Raw genomic sequence first — 24539 nt, 5'->3', positions numbered from 1 at the left:
TTAACCTCCAGATTTAACCAAGAAATAATTTCATTTCGGCGTCACGGCGACGCGTAAGACCAGCCAGTACCTTACCACCTGCCTTATTCCAGCTTTTGAACTGCAGTGCGGCGCCCTGGATATCGCCTGCGTTGAATTTTTTTAGCAGCGTTGATTTCTTTAAATTGCCCACGCCAAGGTTGAAGGCGAATGAAACCAGTGCGTCGAATTGGTTCTGTGTCGAAGGACTGCTCAGCAGTTTTTTTACGCCGTCCTCGGTGCGTTTCAGATCTTTGCGCAGCAGATCTTTGGCTTCACCGGTGGTAATTTTGGTGAGCTTTTCCATCTCCTCTTTGAGAATCAAATGGCCGTAGCCGATGGTCCACAAACCTACGGCATCGCGATAACGCTCCAGCTTCAGCCCTTCAAACTGGCAAATAAGCTGAATGCCCTTGTCACCTGTACGTTCTGGTTGTTTTTGCATTACGGAGTCTCCTCTGCTTTCGGGCGGGGAATCACCTTGTTGGTGTATTCATCAATCAAACGCATAATGCTCTCCGGCGGCTCAAGCGCGGTAAATTGCATCTCCACATCGACGTGGCGGCTATCACGCCCACCTTTGTTATCGCTGTAAGGCGAAAGGCTGACGTGAAAGCGGCCGAATTCATTTTCACCGGATTGCCGGGAAGGTGCCTGCATGCCTTCCGTGCGGATTGTCAGGTTGACCTTCATCTTTTCCAGCATCAGCCCGCGCGGTGTCGACAGTGCGACTAAGGGCAGGTCAAAGTAGTGCTTTTCGTCCAGTGCCAGCTGTACCGTGCGTGGTATCAATGAACCGTCTTCTGCGGGCTCGAAAAAAGGATCCAGCGCCTTCATATACTGCTGAGCAATCAGTTCGTTGGCCGCAGTGGCCGCGTACTGCATCCCTCGCGTAATATCTTCAAGCGAGATCGGTACGCCGGGAATATCGGCTGGAGGCGCTGGAGGCGTGTTTTCCTGTAGCGGCGGCGTGCCTTCATCCCCTTTGTCCGCCCTGTTTTCCGGCGCTTCATCCTTGCCGCCGCGCAGCCATTTTTTAAAAGACATATTTCGCTCCTGGAAAAAGGGCTACCGGGGTAGCCCCTGCGTTACGGAATCGCACGTATGTCGCGGCGTGGGCGATTATTGCGCGGCGACAGGCTTGGTTTTGGCGTTGGTCAGGTAATCAATCACGCGCTGCAGAGCTTCAGGTGGCTCCTGGCGTTTAATCTGGGTATGGATGGAGTATTTAGCGCGTGTATCGGTCGAACGGGTCTGCTCCGATTTATGGGAGACCTTGCCGGTCATTTTCGCTTTGAATACGCCCCAGCCGACGGACGCTTCCACGGAGGCTTCCGCTTCAGTGCTGCTGGAGCTGGCTTCGCTCTGGCTCACTTCCAGTTCAAAGTCGATGGTGCCGTCCTCGATGCAGATGATGGGGTGGGTGACAGCAGCCAGGAGCGGAATGCTCATCTTACGGGTCACGCTGCCTTTATTGACCCCCTGTTCGTCTACCACGGTTTCGTCGTAGTCGAACTCGATCGCGACAGCCTTGCCGTCTTTAATACAGACGGAGAGCAGGAAGTCGGTATAGGCCTTGCTCGCCTGGACCTGTGCTTTGATCATCGCCTGCAGCGGACCGCCGATCATATGCTCCAGCGGCAGGGCGTTAATAACTGAACCAATAAATTGTGAATCCATAATGTGAACTCCTTGAATCAGTGAATGCGCGGTTGCGCAGGAGCCACATTACGGAAAGCGAGAAGGGGAAAATATTGGGTAAATGGCATGGCGAAAGGACGCAAAAAACCTATGCCGATCGCAGGATAATCTTAAGGGGTGGTGTTGTGTGATTTTCCGGTTTATTGTTGAAATCCCTGCCTCATCGAATTCCGGAGAACCATCGCGTGTTTCAGAAAGTTGACGCCTATGCCGGCGACCCTATCCTCTCCTTAATGGAGCGTTTCAAAGAAGATCCTCGCAGCGACAAAGTGAACCTCAGCATCGGTCTGTATTACAACGAGGATGGCATTATTCCTCAATTAAAAGCTGTAGCTGAAGCCGAAGCGCGTCTGAACGCGGTTCCACACGGCGCTTCTCTTTATCTGCCGATGGAAGGGCTAAACGCTTATCGCAACACCATCGCACCGCTGCTGTTCGGCGGCGATCACGCGGTGCTCGCGCAAAAACGCGTGGCGACCATCCAGACGCTGGGCGGCTCGGGTGCGCTGAAAGTGGGTGCTGACTTCCTGAAAAAATACTTCCCGGATTCAGGCGTGTGGGTGAGTGACCCGACGTGGGAAAACCACGTTGCGATCTTCGAGGGCGCAGGCTTCAAAGTGGCGACCTATCCGTGGTTCGACAGCGAAACGAACGGCGTGCGCGTTGACGCGCTGCTGGAAAAACTGAACACCCTGCCGGAGCGCAGTATTGTGTTGCTGCATCCGTGCTGCCATAACCCGACCGGTGCCGATCTCACCAATGCCCAGTGGGATGCGGTGATTGAGGTGCTGAAGGCCCGTAACCTGATCCCATTCCTCGATATCGCCTATCAGGGCTTTGGCGCGGGTATGGAAGAAGACGCCTATGCCATCCGCGCCGCTGCCAGCGCCGGGCTGCCTGTTCTGGTGAGTAACTCCTTCTCTAAAATCTTCTCCCTGTACGGTGAACGCGTTGGTGGTCTTTCTGTGGTATGTGAAGACGCCGACGCAGCCAGCCGCGTGCTGGGTCAGCTGAAAGCGACGGTGCGCCGTATCTACTCCAGCCCGCCAAACTTTGGTGCGCAGGTGGTGGCAACGGTTCTCGGTGATGAAATGCTGAAAGCGTCCTGGCTTGGCGAAGTGGAGGCGATGCGTAAGCGCATCCTGTCGATGCGTCAGGAGCTGGTTAATGTCCTGAAAGAGGCTGTGCCTGGGCATAACTTTGATTATCTGCTCAAGCAGCGCGGGATGTTCAGCTATACCGGACTGAGCGCGGCGCAGGTCGATCGCCTGCGCGAAGAGTTCGGCGTCTACCTGATCGCCAGCGGCCGTATGTGCGTGGCGGGCCTCAATGCCGGCAACGTTCATCGCGTGGCGCAGGCGTTTGCAGCTGTGATGTAAGTACTCACTACTTATTTTCTCCCTCTCCCGGTGGGAGAGGGCTGGGGTGAGGGCATCAGGCCGCAGAAAATCTTGCCCGGTGGCGCCTGCGCCTAACCGGGCCTATATCACTCATCCACACTTTGTGATCGTCTTCTTTTTATTCCGCTTCATAAGCAAAAACTCCTTCCCTTCACCTCCCGCTGGGGTTATGGTCGGATAGTTTTTTGACCATTCACTCAAAATAAAACGATAACAAGCTGAATATTCAAGGGAAAATATGCGCAAGATCACACTGGCGCTCAGCGCCGCCTGCTTATTGTTCTCACTTAACAGCGCCGTCGTCGCGCGAGCTTCCGCCCCGACGCCGCTTTACACCGGCACTACCGCCGCCATTCTCGCCGAGCAGGCGCCCATTCACTGGGTTTCCGTGGCCCAAATCGAAAACAGCCTGATGGGGCGCCCACCAATGGCCGTGGGCTTCGATATTGACGATACCGTGTTGTTCTCAAGCCCAGGATTCTGGCGCGGCAAAAAAATGTATTCTCCCGACAGCGAAGCGTATCTGAAGAACCCGGAGTTCTGGGAAAAAATGAATAACGGCTGGGACGAGTACAGCATTCCGAAAGAGGTCGCCCGGGCGGTAATTGCTATGCATGTTAAGCGTGGCGACAGTATTTATTTCGTCACCGGTCGTAGCCAGACCAAAACGGAAACCGTCTCCAGAACCCTGCAGGACGATTTCCAGATCCCGGCAGCCAACATGAACCCGGTCATTTTTGCCGGTGACAAAGAGGGGCAAAACACCAAAATCCAGTGGCTGGAAAAGAAAAACATCAAAGTGTTTTATGGCGATTCGGATAACGACATTACCGCCGCGCAGGATGCAGGTGCCAGAGGGATCAGGGTGTTACGCGCGTCTAACTCAACCTATCGCCCGCTGCCGATGGCCGGAAAGTTTGGCGAAGAGGTGATCGTCAACTCGGAGTATTGAGCCCCTGGCAGCGAGTTTGACTCTTTTTTAATCAAATCTCGCTGCTGCGGGTTTTACCTTTCGTCTTCTTGCTGCACACTTAGAAAGATTCATCTTTCATCACGGAGCAGCCTATGTGGTACCAACAGACCCTGACCTTAAGCGCGAAGCCACGCGGATTTCACCTGGTGACGGATGAAGTCATCGGGCAACTCCGCGACCTGTCGCGCGTCAGAACGGGTTTGCTGCATCTGCTGCTTCAGCACACGTCCGCCTCTCTCACGCTTAATGAAAATTGCGATCCCACCGTCCGGTCTGACATGGAGCGGCATTTTCTGAAGAGCGTCCCGGACAACGCCCCTTACGAGCATGACTATGAGGGGGCGGACGATATGCCTTCGCATATCAAGTCCTCTTTGCTGGGCGTATCGTTGATGCTGCCGGTCCACAACGGACGGCTGCTGTTGGGAACGTGGCAGGGGATCTGGCTGGGAGAGCATCGCATTCACGGTGGTTCGCGTAAAATTATCGCCACGCTACAAGGGGAATAAAGATGACAATTTCGGAGATACTTCAGTACTGCATGAGCAAGCCCGGCGCGGAGCAGAGCGTCCATAGCGACTGGAAGGCCACGCAGGTTAAGGTGGGGGATGTGCTGTTTGCGATGGTGAAAGAGGTGGAAGGCCGTCCGGCGGCGTCGCTGAAAACCAGCCCTGAACTGGCCGATTTACTCCGTCAGCAGCATGATGACGTGAGGCCGAGCCAGCACCTCAATAAGGCGCACTGGAGCACCGTCTATCTGGATGGATCGATTCCAGGCTCACAAATTTACTACCTGGTGGACGCATCCTATCAGCAGGCGGTTGAGCTGCTGCCGGAAACGACCCGACAGCAGCTCTCCGTGTGACAATTACAGCAACGGTTTAAGGAAGCGCGCGGTGTGCGAGGCTTCGCACTCTGCAACGGTCTCTGGCGTACCGGAGACGAGGATTTCACCGCCGCCGCTGCCGCCTTCCGGGCCGAGATCGACAATCCAGTCCGCGGTTTTAATCACGTCCAGGTTATGCTCGATGACCACGATGGTGTTGCCCTGATCGCGCAGCTGATGCAGCACGTCCAGCAGCTGCTGGATGTCGGCAAAGTGCAGGCCGGTGGTCGGCTCATCCAGGATATACAGCGTCTGGCCAGTACCGCGTTTTGACAGCTCGCGCGCCAGCTTCACGCGCTGCGCTTCACCGCCGGACAGCGTCGTGGCGGACTGACCCAGACGAATGTAGGTCAGGCCGACGTCCATCAGCGTCTGCAGCTTACGCGCCAGCGCCGGAACGGCGTCAAAGAACTCGCGTGCCTCTTCGATGGTCATATCCAGCACTTCGTGGATGGTCTTGCCCTTGTACTTAATCTCCAGCGTTTCGCGGTTATAGCGCTTGCCTTTGCACTGGTCGCACGGCACGTAGATATCTGGCAGGAAGTGCATCTCAACCTTGATCACGCCGTCGCCCTGGCAGGCTTCACAGCGGCCGCCGCGCACGTTAAAGCTGAAACGTCCTGGCGTGTAGCCGCGTGAACGCGCTTCCGGCACACCGGCAAACAGTTCACGTACGGGCGTGAAAACACCGGTATAGGTTGCCGGGTTAGAGCGCGGCGTACGGCCAATCGGGCTCTGGTCGATGTCGATAACTTTATCGAAATGCTCCAGCCCCTGGATGTCGCGGTACGGTGCCGGCTCGGCCAGCGTCGCGCCGTTCAGCGCCGTCTGCGCAATCGGGAACAGCGTATCGTTGATCAGCGTCGATTTACCGGAACCGGACACGCCGGTGATACAGGTAAACAGGCCCACCGGCAGCGTCAGGGTAACGTCTTTCAGGTTGTTGCCGCGCGCGCCGGTCAGCTTCAGCACTTTTTCCGGATCTGCCGCTACACGCTGTTTGGGCACCTCAATCTTGCGCTTGCCGCTCATGTACTGGCCAGTCAGCGACTCGGGCACCGCCATAATGTCCTTCAGCGTGCCTTCCGCCACCACCTGGCCGCCGTGCACGCCAGCGCCCGGGCCGATGTCGATCACGTGGTCTGCGGCGCGGATCGCGTCTTCGTCGTGCTCCACCACAATCACCGTGTTACCGAGGTTACGCAGGTGAACCAGGGTGCCGAGCAGACGTTCGTTATCGCGCTGGTGCAGGCCGATGGACGGCTCGTCCAGTACGTACATCACGCCCACCAGGCCCGCGCCAATCTGGCTTGCCAGACGGATACGCTGGGCTTCACCCCCGGAGAGCGTTTCCGCCGAGCGGGAAAGCGTCAGGTAGTTCAGGCCGACGTTCACCAGGAACTTCAGGCGATCGCCGATCTCTTTCAGCACTTTTTCGGCAATTTTCGCGCGCTGGCCAGAGAGCTTCAGGTTATTGAAGAAGTCCATCGCGTGGCCGATGCTCATGTCTGAGATGGTCGGCAGCGCCGTATTTTCCACAAACACGTGACGTGCTTCGCGACGCAGGCGCGTGCCCTCGCAGGTGGCGCAGGAGCGGTTGCTGATGAACTTCGCCAGCTCTTCGCGCACCGCGCTGGATTCGGTCTCTTTATAGCGGCGCTCCATATTGTGCAGCACCCCTTCGAACGGGTGGCGACGCACGGAGGTATCACCGCGATCGTTCATGTATTTGAACTCGATGTTCTCTTTGCCAGAGCCGAACAGGATAACTTTGTGTACGTTCGGGCTCAGGCTGGCCCACGGCGCTTCCACGTCGAACTTGTAGTGCTCCGCCAGCGACTTCAGCATCTGGAAGTAATAGAAGTTACGCTTGTCCCAGCCGCGAATGGCGCCACCCGCCAGCGACAGCTCCGGATTCTGGATCACGCGGTCCGGATCGAAATACTGCTGCACGCCCAGGCCGTCACACGTCGGGCAGGCGCCCGCCGGGTTGTTAAACGAGAACAGGCGCGGTTCCAGCTCGCGCATGCTGTAGCCACAAATCGGGCAGGCAAAGTTGGCGGAGAAGAGCAGCTCTTCCGCTTTAGGGGCGTCCATGTCGGAGACCACGGCCGTGCCGCCGGAGAGTTCCAGCGCCGTTTCAAAGGATTCCGCCAGACGCGTGGCGAGATCGTCACGCACCTTAAAGCGATCAATCACCACCTCAATGGTGTGCTTCTTCTGCAGTTCCAGCTTGGGCGGATCGGACAGGTCACACACTTCGCCGTCAATACGGGCGCGGATATAGCCCTGGCTTGCCAGGTTTTCCAGCGTTTTGGTGTGCTCACCCTTACGCTCTTTGATGATCGGCGCCAGCAGCATCAGGCGCTTGCCTTCCGGCTGCGACAGCACGTTATCCACCATCTGGCTCACGGTCTGTGCCGCCAGCGGAACGTCGTGGTCCGGGCAGCGCGGCTCACCCACGCGGGCATACAGCAGACGCAGGTAGTCATGGATTTCGGTAATAGTACCGACCGTGGAGCGCGGGTTATGCGAGGTGGATTTCTGCTCAATAGAGATCGCAGGAGACAACCCTTCAATGTGGTCGACATCCGGTTTTTCCATCAGCGACAGGAACTGACGCGCATACGCCGAGAGCGATTCAACGTAACGACGCTGTCCTTCGGCATACAGAGTGTCGAAAGCCAGTGAGGATTTGCCAGACCCCGAAAGCCCGGTCACGACAATGAGTTTGTCGCGAGGGATTATGAGGTTGATATTCTTGAGATTGTGGGTGCGGGCGCCCCGAACTTCGATCTTATCCATTCACCTTTCCCGGTTGGAACACGGATTGCCTGGTTTGTTTGAAGGACAAACGGCTGTCAGAAACGGCTAATTATGACACAATTTGACCTGTTTGAATATACAGTATTGGAATGCATTTTCTGATTCGCTGTGTAACAATGTGGAGTTGCGGGAGAACTCTGGAACGTGCTACGCAACTATCAAAGTGCAGCATGGAAATGGTACACTCGCGCGTTTACACTATTAAGAAACGTATTCAGGAGACACGAACATGGCCAGCAGAGGCGTAAACAAGGTGATTCTCGTCGGTAATCTGGGCCAGGACCCGGAAGTACGCTACATGCCGAGTGGTGGCGCAGTTGCCAACATTACGCTGGCTACTTCCGAATCCTGGCGTGATAAAGCGACCGGTGAGATGAAAGAGCAGACCGAATGGCACCGCGTTGTGCTGTTTGGCAAACTGGCCGAAGTGGCCGGTGAGTACCTGCGTAAAGGTTCTCAGGTCTATATCGAAGGCCAGCTGCGCACCCGCAAATGGACCGATCAGTCCGGTGCTGAGAAGTACACCACTGAAGTCGTGGTTAACGTGGGCGGTACCATGCAGATGCTGGGTGGCCGTCAGGGCGGTGGCGCACCAGCAGGTGGCGGCCAGCAGCAGGGCGGTTGGGGTCAGCCTCAGCAGCCACAGGGCGGCAACCAGTTCAGCGGCGGCGCGCAGTCTCGTCCGCAGCAGCAGTCTGCTCCGGCGCCGTCTAACGAACCGCCAATGGATTTCGACGACGACATTCCGTTCTGATTTCCGCGTACTTAAAACAAAAAACCCAGACATCGTCTGGGTTTTTTTATTCCATAAGGGATCAGGTAATCACCATCGGCCAGTCGGGTGGCGTGTGGCTCATCGCCTCAACCATCACCACTTTGATATTTTCCCAGACGGCGGCCATATCCAGCAGGGTAATGCCAAGCAAACCCGTTGCAAACCAGCAGGCAGCCCCCAGCCCCAACAGTGTGCTGATGACAGCGAGACCCGCGTAGTCAGATTTACGAAACTGAATGTTCAGCGTGCTGGCCAAAAACATCAGTACCGCACTCAACAAAGGCCAGCGAAGGAGTACCATGCTGGTAGTAATGGTTGCCATAAAACCCATCCTCTATAAAACAGACGAACTGAATGAAACAGAGTGTTTTCGTTACATAAGTTGTGTGAACTATATCACGTTTGCTGTTTTATTCGCCAGTCCAGGGATGATGAAAAACGAGTGAATCATAGTTGCCGAGAATCAGTGGGTGCCTGAGTGAAAATATATCTTTGCTGGCTAAGTTCCCCGGTTCCCGCACTCTTTATAATGAATTCATTAAGATAGCAAAACTGATGCAAAAGGACGCACTCTGTACAATGTTTACAGCAATAACCCTATGGCTTATGCTTGAGTGGACAATTAATTTTACTCGCAGCTAACCTTTCAGGTTTTTGAATTTCATTATATTTTTATTTCTTTGTACGTTTTTAATTACACACAACGTTGTTTTTAATTCGCTACGCTGAGATTCAGCCTGCGCGTTGGTTTGTCGATTTTTCGAATCTGAAGAAAGTTGCGTCCGGTTTATCGCCTGATAATCAGCGAAAAAAATGAAAGAAAACCGACGTGAGATTGTTAATGACAGCATGCAGGCGTTGCATGCGCTGGCTAAGCTAATGCCCCAGCTTCATGCTCAATGTTCTCTGGCCGACATGCTGGCGATCATCAGTCGCGCGCTGGGCGCAAGCCTTGCCTGGGTCAGCGTTAACGGTGATGACGGGCTGAAGCGCGTGGTGTCCGCCGGGGAGATGACCTGCCATCCCCTCGACGTGGCCGATTTCCTGGCGAACACGCTGCTCCAGCGGCATCATCGATCGTGGCGGGTGGTCTACTGGAAAGAGAATATTGGCCGCACGTTATTTCCTCCTCAGCACCCGGGCTATGCACAACTGCAAAGCGGTGTGTTGTGCAAGCTTTCAACCCAAAACTGGCACTGCAGCGGCTATTTCTTTTTAGCGTTCGATGAAAGGCTTTCTTCTTTGCCGATTCTGAAAAATATCGTCGTGGTGCTGGTCGAAAAATTAAAAGACTATTTTGCGGAAATTATTGCCCGAGAAAAAACGGCGCAGGAAATGCAGCGCGTCGTGACGCAATATAAGACGCTCTTTGAACGCGCCCCGGTTTTAATGAACTCTTTCGACAAATTTAACCGCTGCGTGCTGTGGAATGCCGAATGTGAAAAAGTATTCGGCTGGACGATGATGGAGATCGCGGAACATGCCGATCCGCTTTCGCTGTTTTATCCTGACCCTGAAGAGCGGCGACGGGTAAGAGAGTCGGTCAATGCCTCGCCGCTGAAGGATATGTATGAGTGGCATCCGCTACGCAAAGACGGCACCCCGCTGACGGTGCTGTGGTCAAACATTCTGTTGCCGGACAACTCTATCCTCAATATTGGGCTGGATATCACCGAGCGGAAAAAAGCCGAACAGCAGCTCGAAGTTAAAGCCACCACTGACGATCTCACCGGCTGCTTTAACCGTTCGGCGATTTTGCAGCAGCTGGAACTTGCGCTGGCCGCCAGTGCCAGGCAGGAGGCGAACAGCCATTTTTGCGTTCTGATGTTTGACCTGGATTTTTTCAAACAGATCAACGACGAGTGGGGACACCCGGTGGGCGATGCGGCGCTTCTTCACTTCTGCAATGCTATCCGTGAGTTGGCCCCTTCAGGCTCCGCATTAGGGCGCGTGGGAGGGGAGGAATTTTTGCTCCTGCTGGCGCAAACTGACGGCAATGGCGCTGCGCAACTGTCCGCCAGGTTGCGCACCGTTTTGCAAACTCAACCGCTGATAGTGGGCGAGAGAACGCTGTCGCTGTCGTTTAGCGCAGGGGTCGTGGAAGTCCGCGGGGGACAGCGGGATACTTCAGCCTTGCTAAGGCGTGCTGATAAAGCGTTATATGAGGCTAAGCATTTGGGGCGAGGAAAAACGGTGGTGGCGGCTGATTATTTATAAATCAGTGAACACAATATACCCGATCAAATAGCATAAAACGTCATGATGACGGTGTGCTTTTTTCATGCTGCCAGAAGTTTGGCTTAATCAACAATCGTCTGTTGTGTTATCTTCCCACCGCCCTTACGGGCTGGATAATTATTTTCCTTAATTGAAACGGAACGAATACTTACAGTTTCACTTACGGGAAAATATTATCGTCATAACGAAATTTAAGATTTTTAATACGAAAAGTCAGTTGCTAACTTCGCATGATTCATGCAACGTAATCACCTGTTTAACACAGCATCCGGCCTTCATTACTACAGGCGTACAACATGCAGGGATATAGGGCGGGAAATGAATCGTAGCGCGCAGCGCAAGATGCTCAGGGTGGTAGGGATCATCATGGTAGTTATGCTGCCGGTGATGCTTGCGCTATGGTTTGCCCAGCTAAGAGCCGTGTCTGAAACAAGCGCCCAGCTACGGACATTTGCTGAACTGGCTCTGGACAAAACTGAGCTGGTTATACAGCAGGTTGATCTGGCCCGGGACGAGGCAGAAAAATATCGGGGCGAGCTCTGTACCCCGGGACACCGTCAATATATGTTGAACGTTGTTCGTGGTCGTCTGTTTGTTGCCGATTTAATTTACGCTGAAGGTCAGAATTTTCTTTGTTCGACCGTTTTTACACCGGATCAACCCTACGCCATTCCCGTCGCTAATTACACGCGAAAACCTGACGTCGCTATCTATTATTATCGCGACACCCCATTTTATACTGGCTATAAAATGACATATATGCAGCGCGGGAATTATGTAGTGGTCGTTAATCCACTTTCATACAGCGAAGTCATGTCCGCGGATCATTCTCTCTCGTGGGGGGTTTACGACACGGTAACCAATGCTTTCTTTTCCGTCAGTCAGAAAGCCAACATTTCGTTATTAAGTTCGCTGATTCGGGATAAGGAATCGGTATTTCAAAAAGATAACCGCTTTTATACGATCGTCACATCCCCTAAAAGACCGATTGCGGCTATCGTGTCGACATCGAATAAACGCTTTTATGAAACACTTTACCATCAGGCGACATTAACGCTGCCGCTGGGAATGATTTGCAGCATTATTATTTTGCTGGTCTGGTCCCGCACCCATCGTGAGCTCAATTCACCGGGGCGTCTACTGCACCGGGCGCTGAACAAACGCCAGCTTTGCGTGCACTATCAACCGATTATTGATATTAAGAACAACCGGTGTGTCGGCGCGGAGGCGTTATTACGCTGGCCGGGTTTTAACGGGCAGGTGATGAGCCCGGCTGAGTTTATTCCGCTGGCTGAAAATGAGGGGATGAGCGAGCGGATTACGGATTACGTCGTTGAGGAAGTGTTCAGCGATTTGGGCCATTTCCTGGCCGAGCATCCGCATCTCTATATTTCGATTAACCTGTCGGCCACGGATTTCCACTCCTCACGGCTGATCGCCATGATTTCTGAGAAGGCTCGCCACTACGCCGTCCGCGCGCAGCAAATCAAAATTGAAGTGACGGAACGCGGTTTTATCGATGTGCCTAAAACCACGCCGGTGATTCAGGCTTTCCGTCAGGCGGGGTATGAAGTGGCGATCGATGATTTCGGTACCGGCTACTCGAACCTGCACAATCTCTACTCGCTGAACGTCGATATCCTGAAAATCGATAAATCGTTTATCGATACCTTAACGACCAACAGCACCAGCCACCTGATCGCCGAGCATATTATCGAGATGGCGCAAAGCCTGCGGCTGAAAACCATTGCGGAAGGGGTTGAGACGGCAGAGCAGGTGAGCTGGCTGTTGAAGCGCGGCGTCCAGTTTTGTCAGGGATGGCACTTCGCGAAAGCGATGCCGCCCCAGGAATTTATGACCTGGCAGCAGCAACCTTTGCACTGAGCGTGATTAATTCAACTGATGACGATAGTCGCTCGGCGTGCGGTCAAACTCGCGGCGAAACACACGGGAAAAGGTTTGTTGCGACACATAGCCAAGATCCATCGCGATATCAAAAATCGGCCGCTGCGTTGAGCGTAGCGCCTGCGCCGCCAGCAGCAGTCTGCGCTGACGAATGTACTCACCCAGCGTCTGATGCATGACCGTACGGAACATTCTCTGTAAATACCATTTCGAATAGCCCGACTTTTTCGCGACCACATCAATGTTCAACGGTTGGTCGATATGGTCATCAATCCATTCAATAAGCGTCTGAATAATCTGCTGATGCGACATAAGGTTGCCCCTCTGTAGATACAACTATCTCGGTTAATTCGTCGTTTTCTCTGCGGGGGAGTATAATTCCTCAAGTTAACTTGAGGTAAAGAGGTTTTATGGAAAAGAGATTGCCGCGTATTAAAGCGCTGTTAACCCCCGGCGAAGTGGCAAAGCGAAGCGGCGTGGCGGTATCGGCGCTCCACTTCTATGAAAGCAAAGGGTTAATTAAAAGCATCCGTAACGGCGGCAACCAGCGCCGCTATACTCGCGACGTGCTCCGCTACGTGGCGATTATCAAAATTGCGCAACGAATCGGAATTCCACTGGCTACCATTGGCGAGGCATTTGGCGTGCTGCCGGAAGGGCACACGCTGAGCCCCAAAGAGTGGAAAGAGCTGTCGTCCCAGTGGCGTGAAGAGCTGGACAGGCGTATCCATACGCTGGTCGCGCTGCGTGATGAACTGGATGGCTGCATTGGCTGCGGCTGCCTGTCGCGCAGCGACTGCCCGCTGCGTAACCCCGGCGACAAGCTGGGCGAGCAGGGGACGGGAGCGCGGTTGCTGGAAGAGGATTGAGATTGTGCGGCCAGTTTGCCGGGTGGCGGCTGCGCCTTACCCGGCCTACAAAACCGAGAACGTAGGTCGGCAAAACCCCGCACAATAAAGAACTAAAGCGCCACAAAGGGCGCTTTAGTTTTTCCCGGTCTTTGTCTTTCTCTCTATCCCGCTGGTTCACGGGAGGGTTTCCCCCGACATCAGCACCCCTCGTGTCGAGCTGGTTGGGGAGGTTCCGGATTGTGCTGACACTTTAATTCTATGCAAGGCCCGTTTTTTCGCCAGCGACGCTGACCGGTTTTTAGCCGAATTTTTTTCGCGGTGTTGTTCAATTTTCTATAGTTAAAAAGTATGAATAACAGGAGAAAGCCATGCTCACGGTACACCACCTTAACCAGTCGCGCTCGCACCGCGTAATCTGGGCGCTGGAAGAACTCGGTCTGCCTTATGAGATCGTTCACTATCAGCGCGAAAAGAACATGCTGGCACCTGAGGCGCTCAAAAAAGTGCATCCGTTGGGTAAATCACCGGTCATCGAAGATAACGGATTGATCCTCGCAGAGTCAGGCGCCATTCTGGAGTATCTGCAGGAAACATACGATGCCGAGTCGCGGCTTAAGCCTTTAGATCCGGCGCATAAGGTGCAGTACCGCTTCTGGCTGCACTACGCGGAAGGATCGCTGATGCCGCTGCTGTTAATGAAGCTGGTCTTCAACAGCCTCGGCAAGCCGCCCGTGCCGTTTGGTATCCGAACCCTGGGGAAAGCGCTGGGGCAGGGGGTGCAGAAAGCGTACCTCAACCGCCAGCTGGAAACCCATGCACGCTTTATTGAGTCGCACCTTGCTAAAAACAGCTGGTTTGCCGGGGATTCGCTCAGCATGGCCGACATCCAGATGAGCTTCCCGATCTTTGCCCTGCTGGCGCGCGGGGGTATTAACAACCTGCCGCATAGTCAGGCATGGAAAACGAAGGTTGAAAACAGCCCTGGCTGGCAACGAACCCTGGCACAAGGGGGACCGTTATCCATCCCGGGGGAGGATTGAAATGTAAACAAATTGCGCATAAACGATAACGTTTGCGCATCCTCTGTTTATTTCTTCAGCGTCATAAGTGAATTTTAGCGAAAAACGATAAAGTTCAGTTGAAAAGGGCGGGGATTAGGCTAGATAATCGTTTGCCTTAATTTGACCACCCGTTTGTAAGCGTGGAGCTAAACGTTTGCTTTTTCTGTGACGCCCTTTCGTCGCAAACGCAACACAAGGATTTGACGTTTAGCTGGCAGTGGCGTCTCCACCTCGCTTACGGACTTCCTAAAAAACTCTCAGGGGATGTTTTCTATGTCTACGCCATCTGCGCGTACTGGCGGTTCACTTGACGCCATGTTTAAAATTTCGGCCCGCGGCAGCACCGTGCGCCAGGAAATCGTTGCCGGTTTGACAACGTTTCTGGCGATGGTGTATTCCGTCATCGTTGTGCCGGGCATGCTGGGCAAAGCGGGCTTCCCGCCAGCAGCTGTCTTTGTAGCGACCTGCCTTGTGGCCGGCGTGGGCTCTATCGTGATGGGCCTGTGGGCGAACCTGCCGCTGGCGATTGGTTGCGCCATCTCCCTGACCGCGTTTACCGCGTTCAGCCTGGTGCTGGGCCAGCACATCAGCGTACCGGTTGCGCTGGGCGCCGTGTTCCTGATGGGTGTGCTGTTTACCGTTATTTCAGCGACCGGCATCCGTAGCTGGATCTTGCGCAACCTGCCGCAGGGCGTGGCGCACGGTACCGGCATCGGCATCGGCCTGTTCCTGCTGCTGATCGCCGCCAACGGCGTCGGTCTGGTCATCAAGAACCCGCTGGACGGTCTGCCGGTGGCGCTCGGCCATTTCGCCAGCTTCCCGGTGATCATGTCGCTGATCGGACTGGCGGTGATTATCGGTCTGGAAAAACTGAAAGTCCCGGGCGGCATCCTGCTGACCATTATCGGCGTTTCCATTGTCGGCCTGATTTTCGATCCGAACGTCCATTTCTCCGGCATTTTCGCCATGCCGTCGCTGAGCGATGACAAAGGCAACTCCCTGATTGGCAGCCTGGATATCGTTGGCGCGCTGAACCCGGTCATCCTGCCAAGCGTGCTGGCGCTGGTAATGACCGCCGTGTTTGACGCGACCGGTACCATTCGTGCGGTAGCCGGTCAGGCGAACCTGCTGGATAAAGACGGTCAGATCATTGACGGCGGTAAAGCGCTGACGACGGACTCCCTGAGCAGCGTCTTCTCAGGCCTGGTGGGTGCAGCGCCTGCGGCGGTGTACATCGAGTCCGCAGCGGGTACGGCGGCGGGCGGTAAAACCGGCCTGACGGCGATCACCGTGGGCGTGCTGTTCATGCTGATCCTGTTCCTCTCCCCGCTCTCCTATCTGGTTCCGGCGTACGCGACCGCGCCAGCGCTGATGTACGTTGGCCTGCTGATGCTGAGCAACGTGGCGAAAATCGACTTTGCGGATTTCGTGGACGCGATGTCTGGCCTGATTACCGCGGTCTTTATCGTGCTGACCTGTAACATCGTGACCGGCATTATGATCGGCTTCGCGTCGCTGGTGATTGGTCGTCTGGTCTCCGGGGAATGGCGCAAACTGAACGTTGGCACCGTTGTGATTGCCGTTGCGCTGGTGGCGTTTTACGCGGGCGGCTGGGCAATCTAAATTGGCCTTTGATGCGAAAACGGGTGGCTCAGGCCACCCGTTTTTATTTTCAGGACTCATCCTGTTGCCTTTTGCGTTACTCTGGGGAAGATAGAATAAAAGGCACGACGCCTTCCGGAGTACATAAGTAACACAGCAAACAGGGAACGCATGGAAATCTTCTTCACAATACTCATCATGACCCTTGTGGTCTCGCTATCCGGGGTGGTTACACGCGTACTGCCCTTTCAGGTCCCCCTGCCATTAATGCAAATTGCCATCGGCGCGCTGCTGGCGTGGCCGACGTTTGGCCTGCACGTGGAATTTGACCCAGAACTGTTCCTCGTGCTGTTCATTCCGCCACTGTTGTTTGCGGATGGCTGGAAAACGCCCACGCGCGAATTCCTTGAGCATGGGCGAGAGATCTTCGGCCTGGCGCTGGCGCTGGTGGTGGTCACCGTCGTCGGGATTGGTTTTCTGATCTACTGGACGGTACCGGGCATTCCGTTAATACCGGCTTTTGCGCTGGCCGCCGTACTGTCGCCAACCGATGCCGTGGCACTGTCCGGCATTGTGGGCGAAGGCCGTATTCCGAAGAAAATTATGGGGATTTTACAGGGGGAGGCGCTGATGAACGACGCCTCCGGCCTGGTTGCCCTGAAGTTTGCCGTGGCCGTTGCGATGGGCACGATGGTCTTTACCGTCGGCGGCGCGACGCTGGAGTTCTTCAAGGTAGCCATCGGCGGTATTCTCGCGGGCTTCGTGGTGAGCTGGCTGTACGGCCGCTCGCTGCGCTTCCTCAGCCGCTGGGGCGGCGATGAACCCGCTACGCAGATCGTACTGCTGTTCCTGTTGCCGTTCGCCTCTTATCTGATTGCCGAACATATCGGCGTGTCGGGCATTCTGGCGGCAGTGGCGGCAGGGATGACCATTACCCGCTCCGGCGTGATGCGCCGCGCGCCGCTGGCCATGCGTCTGCGTGCCAACAGCACCTGGGCCATGCTGGAGTTTGTATTTAACGGCATGGTGTTCCTGCTGTTGGGCCTGCAGCTGCCGGGCATTATGGAATCCTCGCTGGTGGCGGCCGAAGCCGATCCGAACGTTGAAGTCTGGATGCTGTTTACCGACATCGTGCTGATCTACCTGGCGCTGATGCTGGTGCGTTTCGGCTGGCTGTGGACGATGAAAAACTTCAGCGTCCGCTTCCTGAAGAAAAAGCCGATGGAGTTCGGCTCGTGGACAACGCGTGAACTGCTGATTGCCTCTTTTGCGGGCGTACGCGGGGCGATCACCCTTGCCGGTGTCCTCTCCATTCCGCTGCTACTGCCGACGGGCGATGTCTTCCCGGCGCGTTACGAGCTGGTGTTCCTGGCGGCGGGGGTGATTCTGTTCTCCCTGTTTGTCGGCGTGATTATGCTGCCGATTTTGCTCCAGCATATTGATGTTGGCGATTCGACCCAGCAGCACAAGGAAGAGCGTATTGCGCGTGCGGCCACCGCTGAAGTGGCGATTGTCGCCATCCAGAAAATGGAAGAGCGCCTGGCTGCGGATGCGGAAGAGAACATCGATAATCAGCTGCTGACGGAAGTGAGTTCCCGCGTGATTGGTAACCTGCGTCGCCGCGCGGACGGGCGTAACGATGTGGAAAGCTCGCTGCAGGAGGAGAACCTGGAACGCCGGTTCCGTCTGGCAGCGCTGCGCTCAGAGCGTGCCGAACTGTACCACCTGCGCGCCACGCGCCAGATCAGCAACGAGACGCTGCAAAAGCTGCTGCACGATCTGGACCTGCTGGAAGCGCTGTTGATAGAGAATCAGTAGCGCTGTTTTGCCGGGTGGCGGCTTCGCCTTACCCGGCCTACGGTTCGAACGTAGGCCGGTAAGCGCATCGCCACCGGGCACTATTCAGACCGTACCCAAAACCCCTCACAACACTGCAGCCACGCCTGCGCGCTCTGCGACAAATAAACCCCTTCACGCCAGATCATCCCTAACTGCCAGTGCAGATCGCTCTCCAGCGGGATCCAGCGCAGCGTGTTTTTATCCAGACGCTCGCAAATCGGCTGCGGCAGAATGGCAATCCCCACGCCCGCCTGCACCATCGCGGCCAGGAAATCCCACTGTCCGCTGCGCACCGCAATACGCGGCTTGACGTTATGCTGGTTAAACAGCGTCATCAGCTGGCGGCTGAGGGCGAAGTCTTCGTTGTAGATCAGCAGAGGGTGCTCGCCGAGCAGTTCAGGCTTCACCGACTCCCTCTTCAGCCAGTCGCCGGAGCGGGGCACCAGCACGCACAGCGGGTGGCTAAAGAGCGGAAGCGTCGCCAGGCCGCTCTCTTCCTCAACGGGGAGGGCGGTCATGGCCACGTCGAGCTCGCCGTTAGTGACCGCCTGCTGGACGGTTAACCCACCAAACTCCGAAATCTTCAGCTCTACGCCGGGATAACGCTGGCGAAACAGGCTAATCGGCCCGGCCATCATCATGCCGACCATCGGTGGAATGCCGAGGCGAAGCACCCCTTTGGTCAGATGATTAATATCGTCCAGCTCCGCTTCCAGCTGGCGGAACTCCGCCAGAATCGCCAGCCCGCGTTCGAACACCACGCGTCCGGTGTCGGTCAGCAGCAGCTTGCGCCCGTCGCGGATCAGCAGGGTACAGTTCAGTTCATCTTCGAGGTTTTTCAGCATTTTGCTGATGGTGGGCTGGGTAACAAACAACTTCTCCGCTGCGCGGGTAAAACTTTGCTGGCGAACCACTTCGACAAAATAGCGCAGCGTTCTTATGTCCATGATTATTCCTCGAAACTATACCTTTGATGATTTTAATTCATTTCAGTCCACACCGTGCGCTCACTATACTGGCGCCTCGTCTCATTTTTGAGGAAAACCCCCATGGCCGTGGCGTTAAGCCGTGTTACGCCTGCCGTTGTTCAACGACTCCAGGTCCCGGTTCAGGTACTGCTCTACGCGGGACTGTTTGTTTTCGCGGAATATCTTGTCGGCTGGCTCCACCTGCCGCTGCCTGCCAACCTGGTGGGGATGCTGCTGATGCTGACGCTCATCCTCTGTCGCGTGATCCCCCTTAACTGGGTGCGCGCCGGGGCGCGCTGGCTGCTGGCGGAGATGCTGCTGTTCTTTGTCCCTGCCGTGGTGGCGGTGGTGAACTATGCGCAACTGCTGATGGTGGATGGCTGGCGCATCTTCGCGGTGATCGCGCTAAGTACGCTGATGGTGCTGGGAGCCACCGCCTGGGTGGTGGATAAAGTCTACCGGTTTGAAATCAGCAGGCACAAACATGACTAACTTTCAGATCAGCGTCCTGTGCCTGATCGCGACGCTCGGGATCTACTTCGCCAACAAGCGGCTGTATCGCCGGTTTCATGCGCTGCCGCTGATGCCGCTGGTCTTCACGCCGATCCTGCTGGTGCTAATGCTGGTCTTCGGCCACATCTCCTGGCAGAACTACATTGGTGAATCCCACTGGTTGCTCTGGCTGCTCGGCCCGGCGACCATCGCCTTTGCCGTGCCCGTTTATGACAACCTGGCGATTATCAGGCGCCACTGGATGTCGCTCAGCGCAGGCGTGATCACCGCCACGGTGGTCGCGGTCTGTAGCTCCGTCTGGCTGGCGAGACTGTTTACGCTGCCTGATGAAATTCAACGCAGCCTGGCCGTGCGCTCGGTGACCACGCCGTTTGCGCTGGCGGCGGCTAAACCCCTCGGCGGACAGCCGGACCTGGTGGCGCTGTTTGTAGTGGTGACGGGTGTCTTTGGGATGGCGGTGGGCGATATGCTCTTTCTGCGGCTTTCTATTCGGGAAGGAATGGCCAAAGGCGCGGGATTTGGCGCGGCGTCGCACGGCGCGGGCACGGCACGTTCCTATGAGCTGGGCCAGCAGGAGGGCGTTGTCGCGAGCCTGGTGATGATGCTGTCGGGCGTGGTGATGGTGCTGGTTGCACCGCTGGTGGCGTGGGTGATGTTTTAAGCTCCCCGGCCAGAATGGCCGGGGAGAAAGGTTTAGTGCGCGCGGCCCTGCTCAACGCCAAGACCGGTTTGTGAACGAATAAACTGGGCGCGGAATTTCTCGCGCTCCAGGTTACCCTCCGGCGAATTGTCGGTGGCCGAGAAGACCCAGATACCGATAAACGCCACGGCAATGGAGAACAGCGCCGGGTATTCATACGGGAAGATGGCGCTGGCGTGACCGAGGATCTGCACCCAGATTGTCGGGCCCAGAATCATCAGGATCACCGCCGTCAGCAGCCCCAGCCAGCCGCCAATCATCGCGCCACGGGTGGTCAGTTTCGACCAGTACATGGAGAGCAGGATGATCGGGAAGTTACAGCTTGCCGCGATGGAGAAGGCCAGCCCCACCATAAAGGCGATGTTTTGCTTCTCGAACAGAATGCCCAGCAGGATCGCCACAACGCCCAGCACCAGCACGGTGATTTTGGAGACCTTCAGCTCATCGCGCTCGCTCGCGCCTTTGCGGAAGACGTTGGCGTAGAGGTCATGCGAGACCGCCGACGCCCCGGCAAGCGTTAAGCCCGCAACCACCGCAAGAATGGTGGCGAAAGCCACGGCAGAGATAAAGCCGAGGAACAGGTTACCGCCCACCGCGTCCGCCAGGTGCACCGCCGCCATGTTGTTACCGCCAATCAGCGCGCCCGCTGCGTCTTTAAACGCCGGGTTCGCCCCCACCAGCATGATCGCGCCAAAGCCGATGATAAAGGTCAGGATATAGAAGTAGCCCATGAAGCCGGTTGCGTAGAAGACGCTCTTGCGCGCTTCACGCGCATCGCTCACGGTGAAGAAGCGCATCAGAATGTGAGGTAGGCCTGCGGTACCAAACATCAGGCCCAGACCGAGCGACAGGGCAGAAATCGGGTCTTTCACCAGCCCGCCCGGGCTCATAATGGCTTCTCCTTTCGGGTGGACCGCCATGGCTTCGGTAAACAGGTTATTGAAGCTGAACCCAACGTGCTTCATTACCATAAAGGCCATAAAGCTGGCGCCGAACAGCAGCAATACCGCTTTGATGATTTGCACCCAGGTGGTCGCCAGCATGCCACCGAACAGGACGTACATCACCATCAGCACGCCCACCAGCACCACCGCGATGTGGTAGTTCAGGCCGAACAGCAGCTCGATCAATTTACCCGCGCCCACCATCTGTGCGATCAGATAAAGCGCCACCACCACCAGCGAACCGCAGGCGGAGAGGGTGCGAATCGGCCCCTGCTTCAGGCGATACGAGGCCACGTCGGCGAAGGTATAGCGGCCCAGGTTGCGCAGGCGCTCGGCAATCAGGAACAGAATGATCGGCCAGCCGACGAGGAAGCCGAGGGAGTAAATCAGGCCGTCATAGCCGGAGGTGTAGACCAGCGCGGAGATCCCGAGGAACGAGGCGGCGGACATAAAGTCACCCGCAATCGCCAGGCCGTTCTGGAAGCCGGTAATGTTGCCGCCCGCGGTGTAGTAGTCGTTACGGGAGCGCACGCGTTTCGACGCCCAGTAAGTGATATACAGCGTCAGCACCACGAAAATCAGGAACATCACAATCGCCTGCCAGTTGGTTGGCTGGCGCTGTACCTCGCCGGTAATCGCATCCGCCGCGTGGGCGGCAAAGGGAAGCGTGGCGGCGAGCGCCGTCAGAATTCTCTTCATGATGCTTTTACCTCTTGCAGTACCGCTTTATTAAGGCGATCGAATTCACCGTTCGCGCGCCAGACGTAAACGCCGGTCAGCACAAATGAAATCACAATTACGCCAATGCCAATGGGAATACCGCGCGTCACGCTGGTGCCCTCGTGCAGCGGGGTACCCAGCCAGTGCGGCGCAAAGGCGATCAGCAGAATAAAGCCGACGTAGATAATCAGCATGATGATGGAAAGGGTGAAGGCAAACCGTTGCCGTTTTTCGACGAGCTCGCTGTAGTGCGCACTATTCTCTATCTGCTGACAAATATGGTCATTCATCACAGAGTCTCCAAAGGTAAGGTTGGTTTGTTTTTATCCCCTCTCCCCTATGGGGAGAGGGTGAGGGGAGGAAGGTGCGGTCTGATGCCCTCACCCCGGCCCTCTCCCACGGGTAGAGGGAGAAAAGATTACGATGGCATTGCGATGGCCTGCTTCTCTTCGAGCAGTTTTTCCACCACGCCAGGATCCGCGAGCGTTGAGGTATCGCCGAGGTTGCTGGTGTCCCCTGCCGCGATTTTGCGCAAGATACGGCGCATGATTTTGCCGGAGCGGGTTTTCGGCAGCGAGTCGGTCCAGTGCAGCACGTCCGGCGTGGCCAGCGGGCCAATCTCTTTACGCACCCAGTTGCGCACTTCGGTGTACAGCTCTGGCGACGGCTCTTCACCGTGGTTCAGCGTGACATAGGCGTAAATCGCCTGGCCTTTAATGTTGTGCGGAATACCGACAACGGCCGCTTCGGCAATCTTCGGATGCGACACCAGCGCCGATTCAATCTCTGCGGTGCCCAGACGGTGGCCGGAGACGTTCAGCACGTCGTCCACGCGTCCGGTGATCCAGTAATAACCGTCTTCATCACGGCGCGCGCCGTCGCCGCTGAAGTACATGTTTTTAAAGGTCGAGAAGTAGGTCTGCTCGAAGCGATCGTGATCGCCGAACAGGGTACGCGCCTGACCCGGCCACGAGTCCGTGATCACCAGGTTGCCTTCGGTGGCGCCTTCCAGCGGGTTGCCTTCGTTATCCACCAGCGCAGGCTGCACGCCGAAGAACGGACGGGTTGCCGAGCCCGCTTTCAGCTGCGTGGCGCCTGGCATCGGGGTGATCATGAAACCGCCGGTTTCGGTCTGCCACCAGGTATCCATAACCGGGCATTTCTCGTTGCCGATTTTCTTCCAGTACCACTCCCAGGCTTCCGGGTTAATCGGCTCGCCCACGGAACCAAGGATGCGCAATGAAGAGCGGTCGGTGCCTTCGATGGCTTTATCGCCTTCCGCCATTAATGCGCGGATCGCCGTTGGCGCGGTGTAGAGAATATTGACCTGATGCTTGTCGACCACCTGGCACATCCGCGCCGGGGTCGGCCAGTTGGGCACGCCTTCAAACATCAGTGTTGTTGCGCCACAGGCCAGCGGGCCATACAGCAGATAGCTGTGCCCGGTGACCCAGCCCACGTCGGCGGTACACCAGTAAATGTCGCCCGGGTGGTAGTCGAAGACGTATTTGAAGGTGGTGGCCGCGTAGACCAGATAGCCGCCAGTGGTGTGCAGCACGCCTTTCGGTTTGCCGGTTGAGCCAGAGGTGTAAAGAATGAACAGCGGATCTTCTGCGTTCATCTCTTCCGGCTTATGCTGGTCGCTCGCTTTTTCAATCAGATCGCTCCACCACAGGTCGCGCCCCTCGTGCCAGTCGATTTTGCCGCCGGTACGCTTAAGGACGATGACGTTGCTGACCGTTTTGACGTTCGGGTTTTTCAGCGCTTCGTCGACGTTTTTCTTGAGTGGGATACCGCGCCCGGCGCGCACGCCTTCATCGGCGGTGATCACCAGTTTTGAGCTTGAATCGACAATACGACCCGCAACCGCCTCTGGCGAGAACCCGCCAAAGATAACCGAGTGAATGGCACCGATACGCGCGCAGGCCAGCATGGCCACCGCCGCTTCCGGCACCATCGGCATATAGATTGCGACCACGTCGCCTTTTTTAATGCCTTTATCCAGCAGGACGTTGGCAAAGCGGCACACGTCGCGGTGCAGTTCTTTATAAGTAATGTGTTTGCTCTGCGAGGCATCATCGCCTTCCCAGATAATCGCCGTCTCGTTTCCGCGCGCGGCAAGATGACGATCAAGGCAGTTCGCCGCCAGGTTCAGGGTGCCATCTTCATACCATTTAATGGAGACATTGCCGGGCGCAAAGGAGGTGTTCTTCACCTTCTGATAAGGTTTGATCCAGTCAAGGATATGGCCCTGCTCGCCCCAGAAGATGTCCGGGGCGGTGATAGATTGCTGATATTTCTCGTGGTACTGCTCCGGGGTGATCAGGCAACGGTCCGCAATATTTGCGGGAATGTCATGTTTGTGGATTTGGCTCATGGCTTTTTTTCTCCTTGTAAGATGTTAATAATATGTCGCAAAAACGTTAATAGTAGGGGCTTTACAAGCTTTGTTTAGTATTTGGGCGACAGATCACGCATTGTTTGAAGAGTATGAAAAATGAGCGAATGAAACTTTGAAGGAAAATAATTTATGCTGACGATTATTCACATTTATGTTTAAAAAAGCGTTTTTATAACAAAAGGTTATTTATCAGAATTAGAACAAACTCCCGTCATCGT

The 24539-nt window shown here is 55.8% G+C and carries 23 protein-coding genes; 13 read left to right on the top strand and 10 right to left on the bottom strand.

Annotated features, from left to right (window positions below):
• Positions 1-13: 13 nt before the first annotated feature.
• From CWR52_RS10890 to CWR52_RS10880, 3 genes are all read right to left on the bottom strand, one after another.
• The gene (locus CWR52_RS10890; protein ID WP_104949647.1) at positions 14-463 is read right to left on the bottom strand and encodes a lysozyme; all 450 of its coding nucleotides are present in this window, start codon (positions 461-463) and stop codon (positions 14-16) included.
• A complete protein-coding gene (locus CWR52_RS10885) occupies positions 463-1065 on the bottom strand; it encodes a DUF2589 domain-containing protein (RefSeq protein WP_104949646.1) in 603 nt (200 codons plus the stop codon). The genes CWR52_RS10890 and CWR52_RS10885 overlap by 1 nt, the downstream gene beginning before the upstream one ends.
• A 75-nt stretch (positions 1066-1140) precedes the next feature.
• Complete coding sequence (locus CWR52_RS10880; RefSeq protein WP_023334176.1) at positions 1141-1698, bottom strand: DUF2589 domain-containing protein; 558 nt, start codon at positions 1696-1698, stop codon at positions 1141-1143.
• A 206-nt stretch (positions 1699-1904) separates the two neighbouring features.
• Between CWR52_RS10880 and tyrB the strand changes: the two genes are divergently transcribed.
• The 4 genes from tyrB to CWR52_RS10860 all read left to right on the top strand — a co-directional run bounded on the left by tyrB (position 1905) and on the right by CWR52_RS10860 (position 4957).
• Positions 1905-3098, top strand: coding sequence for an aromatic amino acid transaminase (tyrB, locus tag CWR52_RS10875; RefSeq protein ID WP_104949645.1), 1194 nt, complete (start codon positions 1905-1907; stop codon positions 3096-3098).
• Positions 3099-3357: 259 nt separating this feature from the next.
• Positions 3358-4071: an acid phosphatase AphA gene (gene aphA / locus CWR52_RS10870; RefSeq protein WP_045909173.1), complete on the top strand. Its 714-nt coding sequence runs from the start codon at positions 3358-3360 to the stop codon at positions 4069-4071.
• Positions 4072-4184: 113 nt separating this feature from the next.
• Complete coding sequence (locus CWR52_RS10865; RefSeq protein WP_045909174.1) at positions 4185-4601, top strand: secondary thiamine-phosphate synthase enzyme YjbQ; 417 nt, start codon at positions 4185-4187, stop codon at positions 4599-4601.
• A gap of 2 nt (positions 4602-4603) precedes the next feature.
• Positions 4604-4957, top strand: a complete 354-nt coding sequence (locus tag CWR52_RS10860; protein ID WP_008503382.1) for an MmcQ/YjbR family DNA-binding protein — start codon at positions 4604-4606, stop codon at positions 4955-4957.
• Positions 4958-4960: 3 nt separating this feature from the next.
• On the opposite strand, the gene uvrA is transcribed toward CWR52_RS10860, so the two are convergent.
• On the bottom strand, positions 4961-7783 hold the full coding sequence (gene uvrA / locus CWR52_RS10855; protein ID WP_104949644.1) for an excinuclease ABC subunit UvrA: 2823 nt from the start codon (positions 7781-7783) through the stop codon (positions 4961-4963).
• A gap of 250 nt (positions 7784-8033) precedes the next feature.
• On the opposite strand from uvrA, the gene ssb1 reads away from it, so the two are divergent.
• Positions 8034-8558: a single-stranded DNA-binding protein SSB1 gene (ssb1, locus tag CWR52_RS10845; protein WP_008503384.1), complete on the top strand. Its 525-nt coding sequence runs from the start codon at positions 8034-8036 to the stop codon at positions 8556-8558.
• A 61-nt stretch (positions 8559-8619) separates the two neighbouring features.
• Here ssb1 and CWR52_RS10840 read toward each other — a convergent pair whose 3' ends face one another.
• Positions 8620-8901 (bottom strand): YjcB family protein, encoded by a 282-nt coding sequence (locus CWR52_RS10840; protein WP_045261050.1) that lies wholly within the window; start codon positions 8899-8901, stop codon positions 8620-8622.
• 491 nt (positions 8902-9392) lie between these two features.
• Here CWR52_RS10840 and CWR52_RS10835 point away from each other — a divergent pair, with 491 nt between their 5' ends.
• Positions 9393-10796, top strand: coding sequence for a sensor domain-containing diguanylate cyclase (locus CWR52_RS10835; RefSeq protein ID WP_104949643.1), 1404 nt, complete (start codon positions 9393-9395; stop codon positions 10794-10796).
• A 339-nt stretch (positions 10797-11135) separates the two neighbouring features.
• A complete protein-coding gene (locus tag CWR52_RS10830; RefSeq protein ID WP_104949642.1) occupies positions 11136-12701 on the top strand; it encodes an EAL domain-containing protein in 1566 nt (521 codons plus the stop codon).
• 6 nt (positions 12702-12707) lie between these two features.
• Here CWR52_RS10830 and soxS read toward each other — a convergent pair whose 3' ends face one another.
• On the bottom strand, positions 12708-13034 hold the full coding sequence (soxS, locus tag CWR52_RS10825; protein WP_008503387.1) for a superoxide response transcriptional regulator SoxS: 327 nt from the start codon (positions 13032-13034) through the stop codon (positions 12708-12710).
• 98 nt (positions 13035-13132) lie between these two features.
• Here soxS and soxR point away from each other — a divergent pair, with 98 nt between their 5' ends.
• From soxR to CWR52_RS10805, 4 genes are all read left to right on the top strand, one after another.
• On the top strand, positions 13133-13591 hold the full coding sequence (gene soxR / locus CWR52_RS10820) for a redox-sensitive transcriptional activator SoxR (RefSeq protein ID WP_008503388.1): 459 nt from the start codon (positions 13133-13135) through the stop codon (positions 13589-13591).
• A 350-nt stretch (positions 13592-13941) separates the two neighbouring features.
• A complete protein-coding gene (locus tag CWR52_RS10815; RefSeq protein ID WP_104949641.1) occupies positions 13942-14613 on the top strand; it encodes a glutathione S-transferase family protein in 672 nt (223 codons plus the stop codon).
• Between the two features lie 294 nt (positions 14614-14907).
• Positions 14908-16257, top strand: a complete 1350-nt coding sequence (gene ghxP, locus CWR52_RS10810; protein ID WP_008503390.1) for a guanine/hypoxanthine transporter GhxP — start codon at positions 14908-14910, stop codon at positions 16255-16257.
• 150 nt (positions 16258-16407) lie between these two features.
• Positions 16408-18054, top strand: coding sequence for a Na+/H+ antiporter (locus CWR52_RS10805; protein WP_008503391.1), 1647 nt, complete (start codon positions 16408-16410; stop codon positions 18052-18054).
• Positions 18055-18134: 80 nt separating this feature from the next.
• Here the strand turns inward: CWR52_RS10805 and CWR52_RS10800 are convergent, their stop codons facing one another.
• Entirely contained in the window at positions 18135-19022 is an 888-nt protein-coding gene (locus tag CWR52_RS10800; protein WP_024906729.1) for a LysR family transcriptional regulator, read from the bottom strand.
• A gap of 102 nt (positions 19023-19124) precedes the next feature.
• Here CWR52_RS10800 and CWR52_RS10795 point away from each other — a divergent pair, with 102 nt between their 5' ends.
• Together CWR52_RS10795 and CWR52_RS10790 are read left to right on the top strand one after the other, a co-directional pair.
• On the top strand, positions 19125-19535 hold the full coding sequence (locus CWR52_RS10795; RefSeq protein ID WP_021242769.1) for a CidA/LrgA family protein: 411 nt from the start codon (positions 19125-19127) through the stop codon (positions 19533-19535).
• Complete coding sequence (locus tag CWR52_RS10790; protein WP_045909180.1) at positions 19528-20217, top strand: LrgB family protein; 690 nt, start codon at positions 19528-19530, stop codon at positions 20215-20217. The genes CWR52_RS10795 and CWR52_RS10790 overlap by 8 nt, the downstream gene beginning before the upstream one ends.
• A 32-nt stretch (positions 20218-20249) precedes the next feature.
• On the opposite strand, the gene actP is transcribed toward CWR52_RS10790, so the two are convergent.
• The 3 genes from actP to acs form a co-directional block, all read right to left on the bottom strand.
• Positions 20250-21899: a cation/acetate symporter ActP gene (gene actP / locus CWR52_RS10785; protein WP_021242771.1), complete on the bottom strand. Its 1650-nt coding sequence runs from the start codon at positions 21897-21899 to the stop codon at positions 20250-20252.
• Positions 21896-22210: a DUF485 domain-containing protein gene (locus CWR52_RS10780; RefSeq protein ID WP_104949640.1), complete on the bottom strand. Its 315-nt coding sequence runs from the start codon at positions 22208-22210 to the stop codon at positions 21896-21898. The genes actP and CWR52_RS10780 overlap by 4 nt, the downstream gene beginning before the upstream one ends.
• Before the next feature lie 128 nt (positions 22211-22338).
• Entirely contained in the window at positions 22339-24297 is a 1959-nt protein-coding gene (gene acs / locus CWR52_RS10775) for an acetate--CoA ligase (RefSeq protein WP_104949639.1), read from the bottom strand.
• Between the last annotated feature and the right edge of the window lie 242 nt (positions 24298-24539).

Origin of the sequence: Enterobacter sp. SGAir0187 (assembly GCF_002952735.2) — a bacterium.
Taxonomy (GTDB): domain Bacteria; phylum Pseudomonadota; class Gammaproteobacteria; order Enterobacterales; family Enterobacteriaceae; genus Enterobacter; species Enterobacter quasiroggenkampii.
Note: the sequence above shows the minus strand (reverse complement) of the source record. Positions and strands in the feature narration are given on the sequence as shown.